This window comes from Streptomyces lunaelactis (genome assembly GCF_003054555.1).
In the GTDB taxonomy this organism is placed as follows: Bacteria; Actinomycetota; Actinomycetes; order Streptomycetales; family Streptomycetaceae; genus Streptomyces; species Streptomyces lunaelactis.
Window position 1 is genome coordinate 7,159,376 of record NZ_CP026304.1, and the last position, 12,434, is coordinate 7,171,809.

At 71.9% G+C, this 12,434-nt stretch carries 11 protein-coding genes and 1 pseudogene; 6 read left to right on the forward strand and 6 right to left on the reverse strand.

From position 1 onward, the window contains the following. The first annotated feature begins 106 nt into the window (after positions 1-106). From SLUN_RS32695 to SLUN_RS32710, 4 genes are read left to right on the forward strand one after another with little or no spacing between them, the layout of a single operon-like run. Positions 107-940 (forward strand): M55 family metallopeptidase, encoded by an 834-nt coding sequence (locus SLUN_RS32695; protein WP_108153537.1) that lies wholly within the window; start codon positions 107-109, stop codon positions 938-940. Next, positions 933-2,267, forward strand: coding sequence for a M20/M25/M40 family metallo-hydrolase (locus tag SLUN_RS32700; protein ID WP_108153538.1), 1,335 nt, complete (start codon positions 933-935; stop codon positions 2,265-2,267). The genes SLUN_RS32695 and SLUN_RS32700 overlap by 8 nt, the downstream gene beginning before the upstream one ends. A 12-nt stretch (positions 2,268-2,279) precedes the next feature. Beyond that, entirely contained in the window at positions 2,280-4,283 is a 2,004-nt protein-coding gene (locus tag SLUN_RS32705; protein WP_108153539.1) for a S9 family peptidase, read from the forward strand. Next, positions 4,280-5,212: a S66 peptidase family protein gene (locus tag SLUN_RS32710; protein WP_108153540.1), complete on the forward strand. Its 933-nt coding sequence runs from the start codon at positions 4,280-4,282 to the stop codon at positions 5,210-5,212. Before SLUN_RS32705 ends, SLUN_RS32710 begins: the two co-directional genes overlap by 4 nt. A 217-nt stretch (positions 5,213-5,429) precedes the next feature. Here SLUN_RS32710 and SLUN_RS32715 read toward each other — a convergent pair whose 3' ends face one another. After that, entirely contained in the window at positions 5,430-6,497 is a 1,068-nt protein-coding gene (locus tag SLUN_RS32715; RefSeq protein WP_108153541.1) for an adenosine deaminase, read from the reverse strand. 67 nt (positions 6,498-6,564) lie between these two features. Then, positions 6,565-7,308: a GntR family transcriptional regulator gene (locus tag SLUN_RS32720; RefSeq protein WP_108153542.1), complete on the reverse strand. Its 744-nt coding sequence runs from the start codon at positions 7,306-7,308 to the stop codon at positions 6,565-6,567. A gap of 184 nt (positions 7,309-7,492) precedes the next feature. Here SLUN_RS32720 and SLUN_RS32725 point away from each other — a divergent pair, with 184 nt between their 5' ends. Next, positions 7,493-7,735 carry a LapA family protein gene (locus SLUN_RS32725; RefSeq protein WP_108153543.1) on the forward strand — a complete coding sequence of 81 codons (243 nt, stop codon included), beginning with the start codon at positions 7,493-7,495 and terminating at the stop codon, positions 7,733-7,735. A gap of 212 nt (positions 7,736-7,947) precedes the next feature. Further along, entirely contained in the window at positions 7,948-9,918 is a 1,971-nt protein-coding gene (locus tag SLUN_RS32730) for a DUF5107 domain-containing protein (RefSeq protein WP_108153544.1), read from the forward strand. Between the two features lie 95 nt (positions 9,919-10,013). Here SLUN_RS32730 and SLUN_RS32735 read toward each other — a convergent pair whose 3' ends face one another. The 4 genes and pseudogenes from SLUN_RS32735 to SLUN_RS41710 all read right to left on the reverse strand — a co-directional run. Further along, positions 10,014-10,367: a VOC family protein gene (locus SLUN_RS32735; RefSeq protein WP_108153545.1), complete on the reverse strand. Its 354-nt coding sequence runs from the start codon at positions 10,365-10,367 to the stop codon at positions 10,014-10,016. A gap of 109 nt (positions 10,368-10,476) precedes the next feature. Then, positions 10,477-11,286: a class I SAM-dependent methyltransferase gene (locus SLUN_RS32740; protein ID WP_108153546.1), complete on the reverse strand. Its 810-nt coding sequence runs from the start codon at positions 11,284-11,286 to the stop codon at positions 10,477-10,479. Positions 11,287-11,368: 82 nt separating this feature from the next. Beyond that, positions 11,369-11,902, reverse strand: coding sequence for a GNAT family N-acetyltransferase (locus SLUN_RS41705; protein ID WP_257153953.1), 534 nt, complete (start codon positions 11,900-11,902; stop codon positions 11,369-11,371). 84 nt (positions 11,903-11,986) lie between these two features. Continuing rightward, positions 11,987-12,412: pseudogene (locus SLUN_RS41710) on the reverse strand (GNAT family N-acetyltransferase); the annotation flags it as partial. Positions 12,413-12,434 lie beyond the last annotated feature (22 nt).

Consider the following 12,434-nt stretch of genomic DNA (forward strand, 5'->3'; position numbering starts at 1 on the left):
CTTCGTTACGGACCCCTGCCGACCGCACCGGCCTTCGGCGGTGGTCCGGACCTCTGATACTCGCATCGGTCCTGCCAGGGCGTTCGCGGGCGCGTACCGTGATGCCGTGAAGATCCTCATCAGCGCCGACATGGAAGGCGCCACCGGTGTGACCTGGCCTGCCGACGTGCTGCCGGGTACTCCCCAGTGGGAGCGCTGCCGGACCATGTTCACCTCGGATGTGAACGCCGCGGCGCTCGGCTTTTTCGACGGCGGCGCCGATGACGTGCTCATCAATGAAGCGCACTGGACCATGCGCAATCTGCTGCTGGAGCGGCTGGACGACCGGGTCCAGATGCTCACGGGCAAGCACAAGTCACTGTCGATGGTCGAGGGCGTGCAGCACGGCGACGTGGACGGCATCGCCTTTGTCGGCTATCACACGGGCGCCGGCACGGAGGGCGTGCTCGCGCACACCTACCTCGCCAACTCGATCACAGGGGTATGGCTCAACGGCGCGCGGGCGAGCGAAGGCCTGCTCAACGCCCATGTGGTCGCGGAGTACGGCGTTCCGGTGGTGCTGGTCACCGGAGACAATCTGACCTGTGTCGATGCCGGCGGCTATGCGCCCGAAGCCCGCAAGGTCGCAGTGAAGGACTACGTGTCGCGGTATGCGGCGGTCTGCCGCACGCCCGGCCGGACCGCGTCCGACATCCGCGCCGCGGCCAAGGAGGCGACGGCTCTCGCCAGGCGATTCGAGCCGGTGCGGGGCGGCTCGTTCACCGTGGAGCTGGAGTTCGACGCCGAGCATCTGGCAGCGGCCGCCACGGTCGTCCCGGGCGTGGCAGCCGGCGGTGAGCGGCGTGTCGCCTACACCAGCGGGACGATGTATGAGGGCATTCGTACCTTCAAAGCGGTCACGACGATCGTCTCGGCGGCGGTGGAGGAGCAGTATGGCTGACGTGACAACGTCCATGGACGGCCGGGCGCTCGACGAGGTGGTGACGTTCACCTCCGAGCTGATCCGCATCGACACCACCAATCGCGGGGGCGGCGACTGCCGGGAGCGGCCCGCCGCCGAGTACGCCGCCGAGCGGCTGGCCGGCGCGGGCCTCGAACCCACCCTGCTGGAGCGCACGCCCGGGCGCACCAATGTGGTCGCCAGGGTCGAGGGCACCGATCCCTCGGCCGACGCCCTGCTCGTCCACGGCCATCTGGACGTGGTGCCCGCCGAACCCGCCGACTGGGCCGTGCACCCCTTTTCGGGAGAGATCCGCGACGGTGTGGTGTGGGGCCGCGGCGCCGTCGACATGAAGAACATGGACGCGATGGTCCTCGCGGTCGTACGGGCATGGGCACGCGCCGGCATCAGGCCCCGCCGGGACATCGTGATCGCATACACCGCCGACGAGGAAGCCAGCGCGATCGACGGCTCCGGCTTCCTCGCCGACCACCATCCGGAGCTCTTCGAGGGGTGTACGGAAGGGATCAGCGAGTCGGGAGCCTTCAGCTTCCACGCCGGGCCCGGGATGACGCTCTACCCGATCGCGGCGGGGGAGCGCGGCACGGCCTGGCTCAAGCTCACCGCGCACGGCAAGGCCGGACACGGCTCCAAGGTCAACCACGCCAATGCGGTGACCCGGCTGGCCGGGGCCATCGCCCGGATCGGCCACCACCGGTGGCCGGTGCGGCTCACCCCGACCGTACGGGCCGCGCTGGCCGAGCTCGCCGCGCTGCACGGCATCGACACCGATGTGGACGCCGACGGCTTCGACCCGGACGAGCTGATGGCGAAGCTCGGCCCGGCCGCCGCGCTGGTCGAGCCGACTGTGCGCAACAGCGCCAACCCGACCATGCTGGACGCCGGTTACAAGATCAATGTGATTCCCGGGCACGCCACCGCGTATGTCGACGGTCGGATGCTGCCCGGCGGCGAGCCCGAGTTCCACGAGACCATGGACCGGCTGACAGGGCCGCACGTCGAGTGGGAGTTCCACCACCGGGAGGTGGCGCTGCAGGCGCCCGTCGACTCCCCGACGTACGCCAAACTCCGCGCGGCCGTCGAGCGCTTCGACCCGGACGGGCATGTGGTCCCGTACTGCATGCCGGGCGGCACCGACGCCAAACAGTTCTCCCGGCTCGGCATCACCGGCTACGGCTTCTCGCCGCTGAAGCTGCCTGTCGGATTCGACTACGCGGCCATGTTCCACGGGGTCGACGAGCGCGTCCCGGTCGAGGCGCTGCACTTCGGGGTAGAGGTGCTCGACCACTATCTGCGGTCCGCATAGGGGGAGTCGGGAATGGTACCCACGGGAGCCTACGGAACCTGGCCGTCACCGATCGACGCGGTGCTGGCCGCCTCGCACGACGGTCGCGCGGAGTATCTCGGCATGGTCGGCGACGAGGTGTGGTGGACCGCCGCACGCCCCACCGAGGGCGGCAGGCGCGCCCTGATGCGCAGACGGGCCGACGGCGGCGAGGCGTCGGTGCTCGCCGCCCCGTGGAACCTGCGCAGCAGAGTCATCGAGTACGGCGGCCGGCCCTGGGCCGGGGCCCGGCGCGCCGATGGCGGCCCGCTCGTCGTCTTCGTCCACTTCAACGACCAGCGCCTCTATGCGTACGAGCCGGACGCGCCCGAGGCCGAGCCGCGGCCGCTCACACCGGTGTCGGCACTCGGCGGCGGGCTGCGCTGGGCCGACCCGCAGCTCCACCTGGACCGGGGCGAGGTCTGGTGTGTGCTGGAGGAGTTCACCGGCGAGGCCCCTGCGGACGTACGACGGGTGATCGCGGCCGTGCCGCTGGACGGCTCGGCGGCCGAGGACCGCGGCGCGGTGCGCGAGCTCTCCGACGACCGGCACCGCTTCGTCACCGGGCCGCGGCTCTCACCGGACGGGCGGCACGCCGCCTGGATCGCCTGGGACCATCCGCAGATGCCCTGGGACGGCACGGTGGTGATGCTCGGCGAGGTGACGGACGGCGGCCCGTTCAGTGGGGTGCGGCCGGTCGTCGGGGACACGGACGAGTCGGTCGCCCAGGTCGACTGGGCGCCGGACGGCTCGTTGCTCTTCGTCTCCGACGTGGGCAACTGGTGGGAACTGCAGCGCATCCGTCCCGAGGCGCTCGGGCCCGGCGTCGTGCCGAGCACCGGCCTCTGCCCGGGGCGCGGCGAGGAGTTCGGCGGGCCGCTGTGGAAGCTCGGCCTCACGTGGTTCCACCCCATGGAGAACGGGCTGGTCGCCGTCATCCACGGCAGGGGCGCCACCGCGCTGGGGATCCTGGACCCGGAGACCGGCGAGCTCGTCGACGCCGCCGGACCCTGGACCGAGTGGGCGCCCACCCTCGCCGTGCACGGCGACCGGGTGATCGGGGTCGCGGCAAGCCCGCGCAGCGCGTACGAGGTCGTCGAGCTGGACACCCGCAGCGGGCGGACCCGCGTCATCGGCTCGGCGCACGACGACCCGGTGGACCCGGCGTACTACCCGGAGCCGCAGATCCGTACGTTCGCGGGCCCCGACAACCGCGAGATCCACGCCCACATCTATCCGCCGCACAGCCCGGACCGGATCGCGCCCGACGACGAACTGCCGCCCTTCGTGGTGTGGGCGCACGGTGGCCCCACCGGCCATGCCCCGCTCGTCCTCGATCTGGAGATCGCCTACTTCACCTCGCGCGGCATCGGTGTCGCCGAGGTCAACTACGGCGGCTCCACGGGCTACGGCCGCGAGTACCGCAACCGGCTTCGCGAACAGTGGGGAGTCGTCGACGTCGAGGACTGCGCTGCCGTCGCCGAGACGCTGGCCGCCGAGGGCACCGCCGACCCCGCGCGGCTCGCCATCCGCGGCGGCAGCGCGGGCGGCTGGACCACGGCCGCCTCGCTCACCACCACCGATGTCTACGCCTGCGGCACCATCATCTATCCCATCCTCGACCTGCTGGGCTGGGCCACCGACGGGACGCACGACTTTGAGTCGCGGTATCTGGAGTCGCTGATCGGCCCGCTCGCCGACGTGCCCGGCCGTTACCGCGAGCGCTCGCCGCTGCGGAACGTCGACCGGATCACCACGCCGTTCCTGCTGCTCCAGGGGCTCGACGATGTGATCTGCCCGCCCGTGCAGTGCGAGCGGTTCCTGGCACAGATGGCCGGGCGCGGCATCCCGCACGCGTATATCGCCTTCGAGGGCGAGGGCCATGGCTTCCGCAGAGCCGAGACCATGATCCGTGCGCTCGAGTGCGAACTCTCCCTCTACGCCCAGACCTTCCGCATCCCACGCCGTGACGTCCCCCTGCTGGAGCTCAGGACGTGACCCTCATGCCCCTGATCCGGCCCGCGAGACTGAGGCCGGGGGCCAAGGTCGCCGTCGTGGCGCCCAGCGGTCCCGTCCCCGAGGACCGGCTCGAAGCGGGACTGGAGATCCTGCGCAGCTGGGACCTGGACCCCGTCGTGATGCCTCATGTCCGGGGCCGGCACCCGGAGTTCTGGTACCTCGCGGGGGCGGACGAGGCCCGTGCCCGCGAGATGACGGCGGCCTGGTGCGATCCTTCGGTCACGGCGGTGATCTGTGCCCGAGGTGGATACGGCGCGCAGCGCATGGTCGATCTGCTCGACTGGACCGCGATCCGCGCGGCGGGCCCCAAGGTCCTCGTCGGCTACAGCGACACAACCGCCCTCCATGAGGCGTTCGCCGTGCGGATGGGACTGGCGACGCTGCACGGCCCGATGGTGGGCGCGCTGAGCTTCCTCAAGGACGGCCGCACCCAGGAGTCGCTGCGCGCCACGCTGTTCGAGCCCGAGTCGGTACGCACCCTCGGTCTGCAGACGGCCCGCACCATGGTCCCCGGCTGGGCCCGGGGCATCACCTTCGGCGGCTGCGTCAGTCTGCTCGCCGCCGATGTGGGCACCCCGCACGCCCGCACCTCCGCCCGGGGCGGACTGCTGCTGATCGAGGACGTGGGGGAGGAGGACTACCGCCTCGACCGCATCCTCACCCAACTGCTGCGCTCCGGCCTGCTGGAGGGCGTGACGGGAGTCGCGCTCGGCTCCTGGGCGGAGTGCGGTCCGTACGAACAGGTGCGCGCGGTACTGCACGACCGGCTGGGCGGGCTCGGCGTGCCGGTCGTGGAGGAGCTGGGGTTCGGGCACAGCGCGACCGCGCTGACGGTGCCGTTCGGCGTGCCGGCGGTGCTGGACGCCGACGCCGGCACGCTCACACTCGACGAGCCGGCGCTGCTCTGACCGGCTGACTTTCGGCCTGAAACCCTGAGCGGCCCCGGGGAAGTCCGGGCGGCGTCGCGGGCCGATGGCTGTCGCCTGGCTGCGTTGTCGTCAGTCGCCGACGCTCCGCGTGGACTCCTTCCTCCGCCTTGCCAGACTCGGCCCTCGACCCTCCCCCGTAGCCCTTCGGGCACGGGGGTGCCCCCACCTTCACCCACCCGGACTTCCCCGACACCGCTTAGGCGACCAGCGCCGCGTACCCCGGGCGGATCACCTCGTCGATGAGCCGGCGCCGCTCCGGCAGCGGCAGGAACGCCGACTGGACCGCGGCGACCGTGAACTCCTCGAAGACCTCGGGGCCGTAGCCGAAGGCATCCGCCATCTGCTGGAACTCCCGGCTCATGGTGGTGCCGGAGACCAGCCGGTTGTCCGTGTTGAGGGTGATACGGAAGCCGAGGCGGCGCAGCAGATCGATGGGGTGGCTTGCGTAGTCCTTCGCAGCACCCGTCTGGAGGTTGGAGGTCGGGCAGACCTCCAGGGCGATGCGGTTGTCGCGTACGTACGAGGCCAGGTGGCCCAGGTCCGCCGTGCCGTCGTCGTGCACCGTGATGTCGTCGGTGATGCGCACGCCGTGGCCGATCCGCTCGGCGCCGCAGATCTGGACCGCCTCGTGGATCGACTCGGCGCCCACCGCCTCGCCCGCGTGGATCGTGAAGTGGCAGTTGTGCCGCTTCAGATGCTGGAAGGCCGGGAGGTGGCGGGCCGGCGGATTGCCGATCTCGCCGCCCGCGATGTCGAATCCGGCCACTCCGCGGTCGCGATGCGCCACCGTCAACTCGGCTATTTCCAGGGAGCGTTCGGTGTGGCGCATGCCGGTGAGCAGCGCGCGGACCGTGATCCGGCCGCCGCTGCGGCGCTCGCCCTCGCGGAATCCCGCGTTGACCGCCTCGACGACCTCGTCGAGTGTCAGACCGCGCTCCAGGTGCTGCTCGGGGGCGTACCGCACTTCGGCGTAGACGACTCCGTCCACCGCCAGGTCCTCCGCGCACTCCGCCGCGATCCGCTGCAGCGACTCGCGGGTCTGCATCACCGCGCAGGTGTGGGCGAAGGTCTCCAGGTAGCGCTCCAGCGAGCCGGAGTCCGCGGCGTCGCGAAACCAGACCGCGAGCGCGGCCGGGTCCTCGGTGGGCAGCTCGGTGTAGCCGCACTCCCGGGCGAGCTCGATGATCGTGGCGGGGCGCAGGCCGCCGTCCAGGTGGTCGTGGAGAACGGCCTTCGGTGCGCGGAGGATGTCAGACAAGTGCATGCGCCCGGAGTGTACGGCACGGCCGGGGATCGTGCCGTGACGGGCGTCTCCCGTGCTCGCGCGGCGCTCAGTTCGACTGGAGTACGGGCATGGCGGGCGCCCCTGTGGGCAGCATGTGCTTGGCCGCCAGGATCGGGGTGTCCTCCACCCGTACCACCTGTGTGACCAGCACGGCGGGGGTGTCGGGCGCCCGGCCCAGCTGCTCTCCGCGCCGCTGCCCGAGCAGGGTCGCGGTCACCCCGCTGTGCGCCGTCAGTGCCACCCCGCGCGAGGTCGCGGTCAGCACCGCGAGCATCGAGGTGGCCGGGGCCGGGGCGGCCCGCAGTGCGGCGGCGAAGGCCGGATGCACCTCGTCCAGTACCTCTTCGGCCGCCGCCCACTCCTGGCTGAGCGCCGCCGCCGTACCCTCCCCGGCCAGCAGGGACTCCCAGAACCGCAGCTCCGCCCTGGCCGGCGCCAGCAGATGCTGGGTGGTGAAGTCGGTGGGCTCCTCCACGGCGCGCAGCAGGGGCCGGACCCGGAGCGGGGAGCCGGCGGACAGCAGCTCCTCCAGCGGCTGGATGTGTTCGTAACCACGCCTCGGCGGACGGTCGTTGACGGTCCGGCCGACCCCGCGCCGTACCGACAGGAGCCCGTCCTCCTGGAGCAGCAGCAGGGCCTCGCGGAGGGCGGGCCGGCTGACCCCCAGCTCGGTCGCGAGCCTGGGCTCGGAGGGGAGCGTGGAGCCCGGCGGATAGGTGCCTTCGTGGATGGCGTCCGCGATCCGCTCGTACAGAACGACGACCGGCCTCCGCTGCGCGCTGACTGCCACTGATCCTCCTCGGCTCACTGTCAGCAAGTTATGCGAGGCCACTGTCCACGCGCTACTTGTCTGACAAGGTGGCGTCGGCACAGTTCGCCCACCACGGGCGGGCAGCCACCGACGGGCGACACGGCTCACCCGTACGGCCCGTTCCACCGCCCGCAGGGGACCAGGATCCGTTCATCCTGGTCCCATGAGTCCCAAGGAAGCATCGAGCAGAGCGAAGGGCGGCGTCAGCGGCCGGTTCACGCCGGCCAGGATCATCGTGATCGTGATCGCGATCCTGGCGGTCGTCTTCATCTTCGAGAACACCCGCCACGTCAAAGTCCGGCTCCTGATCCCCGAAGTGACCATGCCGCTGTACTTGAGCTTCCTCGCGATGTTCGTGATCGGCGTCCTGTGCGGCTGGTTCCTCTTCCGCAGGCGCGCCAGGTGAGAACGCCCGGCCTCAGCGGCCCTTGCAGTTGATCTTCATCGTGTCCATGTCAGTCACCGTCGGGCGCAGCTCGCGGATCCGATCGTGGCCGCCTTTGCCGAAGACTGACCCGTAGAGCCCCTGGTCACCCCGGAGCCCACCGTGTTCCATGGTCACCGGGGTGCCGGCCACAAGGAGCTGCCGGCAGCCCGCGCGAGCGAAGCGAGGTTGCCTTGGCCACGACCGTGCGGCGTACTGTCCTGACCCTGCCCGCAGCCACCGTGGGACCGCCGAACCCGCTGCCCGCCCTGCGGCCGCTGGACGAGACGCACTCCCTCGACGAGCGCGCCAGGCAGGGGCTGCCGCGCGACATGGCACGGCAGATCGGATACGAGCCGCTGCGCACCCTGCTGCCGGTGCGGGTGCTCGACGGATACGGCCGTGAGCGCACACCGACCCGCCTCGACGCCATCGTGATCGAGAACGAACGGCTGCGGGCCACCGTACTGCCGGGCCTCGGCGGCCGAATCCACTCGCTGCACCACAAGCCGGCCGGGCGTGAACTCCTCTACCGCAACCCGGTGTTCCAGCCCGCCGACTTCGCGCTCAACGGCGCCTGGTTCTCCGGCGGCATCGAGTGGAACATCGGCGCGACCGGCCACACGACACTCTCCTGCGCCCCGCTGCACGCCGCCCTCGTTCCCGCCCCCGACGGCGGCGAGATGGTCCGGCTCTGGGAGTGGGAGCGGCTGCGCGATCTGCCGTTCCAGGTCGATCTGTGGCTGCCCGCCGACTCGGACTTCCTCCATGTCGGCGTACGGATCCGCAATCCGCACGAGCGGCCCGCGCCCGTCTATTGGTGGTCCAACATCGCCGTCGAGGAGCATGAGTCGACGCGGGTGATCGCACCCGCCGACGAGGCCTGGCACTTTGGCTACGAGCGCAGCCTGCGCCGGGTGCCGGTGCCGGACTTCCAGGGCGCGGACCGTACGTACCCGCTGCGCAGCGAATACCCCGCGGACTACTTCTACGACGTCCCGGCCGAGGCGCGTAAGTGGATCGCATCCCTCGACGAGGGCGGTCGGGGCCTGGTCCAGACGTCGACCGACATCCTGCGCGGCCGCAAGCTCTTCCTCTGGGGCTCGGGGCGCGGCGGCCGCCGCTGGCAGGACTGGCTGACCGAGCCGGGCACGACCGGATACGCCGAGATCCAGGCCGGACTCGCCCGCACCCAGCTCGAGCACATACGCCTGGACGGGGGCGAGGAGTTCAGCTGGCTGGAGTCGTACGGAGCCCTCGCCGCCGACGCCGCGACGGTGCACGGCGACGACTGGAGCGCGGCCCGCGCGGAGGTCGGGTCGCGGCTGTCCGAGGCCCTGCCCCGCGCGGCGGTGGACGCCGCGTACGAGGCGTGGCGCCCCTACGCGGACGCCGAACCGGCCGAGACGCTCGCCACCGGATCCGGCTGGGGCGCGCTCGAAGTGCTGCGCGAAGGACACAAGCTGCCCGGCACCCCCTTCGACGAGTCGACGCTCGGCGAGGAGCAGGCGCCCTGGCGGGAGTTGCTGCGGACCGGTGTCTTCCCGGAGCCCCGCCGGGTCACCCCGCCCGGACCCTCGCTCGTCGCACCGCACTGGCGCGACATGCTGGAGACGGCCCCCGCCGATCCGCTGGCCGAGTACCACCTCGGCGTCGCCCAGTGGCACGCCGGCGACCTCGCCCAGGCCGTGCGCAGCTGGGAACGCGGCCTCGAACTCGCCCCCTCCCGCTGGCCGTTGCTCCGCTGCCTCGCCGTCGCCGACCAGCAGGGCGGCAATGCCGAGCGGGCCGCGGAGCGGTATGCCGAGGCCTTCGACGACCTGTGCGAGGAGCGCCGCGACGACGGCGATTCCTGGACGGCGGCGACGGTGGCCCTCGGCCGGGAGGCGATCGCGGCACTGCTCGCCGTACGCCGCACCGCCGAGGCCCGCGACGTCTGGTCCCGGCTGCGTCCGTCGGTACTGGAGCGCGGCCGCTTCCGGCTGATCGACGCCCAACTGCTGCTCGCCGAGGGGCGGGCGGCGGAAGCCCGCGCCGTGTTCGACGCGGGCTTCGAGGTCGCGGACCTGCGCGAGGGCGCGGAGATCCTGGGCGAGGTGTGGTCGGCACTCACTGACGAGCCGCTGCCGGACGCGTACGACTACCGGATGCGGCCGCAGAGCTGAGGCGCTCTCGGGCCTGAGGGACTCTCAGGCCCGAGGGGGCGTCCGGCGCGGGTTCGCCACGCGTGTGCACGTTGCCAACGAGGTTGCGCGCGCGGTCATTCGGCCGTCTTGCGGTCGACGTACTCGAAGACCGACCCGTCGGGGTGGACGGCGATCAGATTGCGGCCCGCCGGCGTCGCCACCGGACCAGCGATGATCCGGGCGCCGACCTCGGCGAGCGTGGCGTACGCGTCGTCCACGTCCTTCACCGCGATCGTCGCCGTCACCTTGCGCAGCACCTCCAGCTCCGACACCGGGCCGCTCATCAGCAGGAAGCAGCCGACCGCGGCGGCCGAGACGCCGGCGCGCTCGAAGCGCAGTGGCGTGGCGCCGGTGAGACGTTCGTAGAAGGCCACCGAGGCATCCAGGTCGTCGACGCAGATACGCAGCGTGGTTCCGAGGATCTCCATACGGGCGACCTTAGTTCGGGGTCGCGGATGACGAAATCGGTTGCCCGATACGCGTACGTCCCAGGCCCATTTCTCGCGCCCAGCACATCGTTCAGGCCCGGCACATCGTTCAGGCCCGGCAGATCACCTCGCCGTGCGGAACCATGAACCAGGCGTCGTCCTGGCTGCCCCACTCCCGCCAGGCGTCGGCGATCGCCGCCAGTTGCCCGGCCGAGGCGTGGCCGCCCTCGACCGCGAGCTTCGCGTACACCGACGCGGTCGTACGGTCCGCCCACAGACCGCTCCACCACGCGCGCTCGGCCGGCGTGGCGAAACACCACGTGGCGGCCGTGGCGGTGATATCGGTGAAGCCGGCGGCACGGGCCCAGGACAGCAGCCGGCGGCCGGCGTCGGGCTCACCGCCGTTCGCGCGCGCCACCCGCTGGTACAGGTGCTGCCACTCGTCCAGGGCCGGGATCGCGGGGAACCAGGTGAACGCGCCGTAGTCGCTGTCGCGTGCCGCGACGATGCCGCCGGGCCGGCAGACGCGCCGCATCTCGCGCAGCGCGCGCACCGGATCGCCGACATGCTGCAGCACCTGGTGGGCGTGGACGACGTCGAAGGAGTCGTCGGGGAATTCCAGTGCGTGGACATCGGCGACCGCGAAGCGGACATTGTCCAGACCGCGTCCGGCGGCGGTCCCGCGCGCCTGGTGCAGTACGTCCTCGGCGGCGTCGACCGCGGTCACCTGCCCCGGCGCGACCAGCTCGGCCAGATCGGCGGTGATGGTCCCTGGGCCGCAGCCCACGTCCAACACTTCCAGGCCCGGGTGGAGTTCACCGATGAGATACGCCGCCGAGTTGGCGGCGGTCCGCCAGCGGTGCGAGCGCAACACGGACTCGTGGTGCCCGTGGGTGTAGACGGCGGTCCCCTTCGGCATGCCGGACTCCTTCTCCGTGAAGCGGGTACGGCAACGGTACGCCGATGTTCCGCATATCGAGACCTGAGTCTTGCAATATGGACTACGCGAGGTCCGGACCGGGAACCGAAGCCACGGCAAGCCTCCCCTCCCACCGCACCTCGCCGTCCTGCACCCGGTCGGTGGGGGTGAGCCCCGCCGCCGCGGCGACGGCCGCGGAGGCGAGGTGGTCCGGGTGCACATGGGCGACGGCGGTGTGCACCGGCTGCCGGGCGAGCCAGCCGACGAGTCCGCGCGCCGCTTCGGTGGCGATGCCCCGGCCCTGCCAGTCCGTGCCGACCAGCCACGCGATCTCGGCGGTGCGGCCGCGTCCCGCGAGGCCGACCGTCGCCTGGACGGTGCCCGTGAGGCAGGACTCGGCTTCCAGGCTGATGACCCAGTTGCACCAGGACACGGTCGGATCGGGCGCGCCCGCCAGCATGCGGGCATAGCGCGAGCGCAGAGCGCCGGGAGTATCGGGCTCGCCGCCGATGAACGTGTGCAGCGCCGGGTCGGCGAGGACCGTGGCCATCTCCCGCGCGTGCTCGACGGTGAGCGGCAGCAGGACGAGCCGGTCGGTGCGGATGGGCTCGGCCACGACGGGGCCGAGAAGCGGGAGTTGATAGCGAAGCTTGATCTGCGGGCGACCGCCGGTCGTATCCACCTCGACGGCGCCGTCCGGGCGCCAGCCGGCCGCCTCGTAGAAGCGCCGGGCGCGCTCGTTGGCCTCCAGCACCCACAGGGACGCCCGGGTGCGGCCGGCCGCGGTGAGTTCCTGGACGACGGCCGCCAGCAGACGCCGGCCGACTCCGGTACCCCACACCTCGGGCAGCGAGTACAGCGCGCCGATCTCAGCGGTGCCCGCGGTCCGGCCCGGTGCGTAACCGGCGAAGGCGACGATCCCCTCATCGGTCTCGGCGACCAGCACCCCCGCGGCGGGCCGGCGCGGTTCGGTGAGCCGTCCCGCCCAGGCCAGCGCCTCCCGCGCGGGGTCGAGCGCGTCGAGATGCCGCTGCGGTACGAGACCGGGGAACGCCGCCTGCCAGGACCGTACGTGGACCGCGGCGATCCCGGCCGCGTCAGGGGTGAGCGCACGGCGGATCTGCATGGCCTCATGGTGCGGGAAGCGG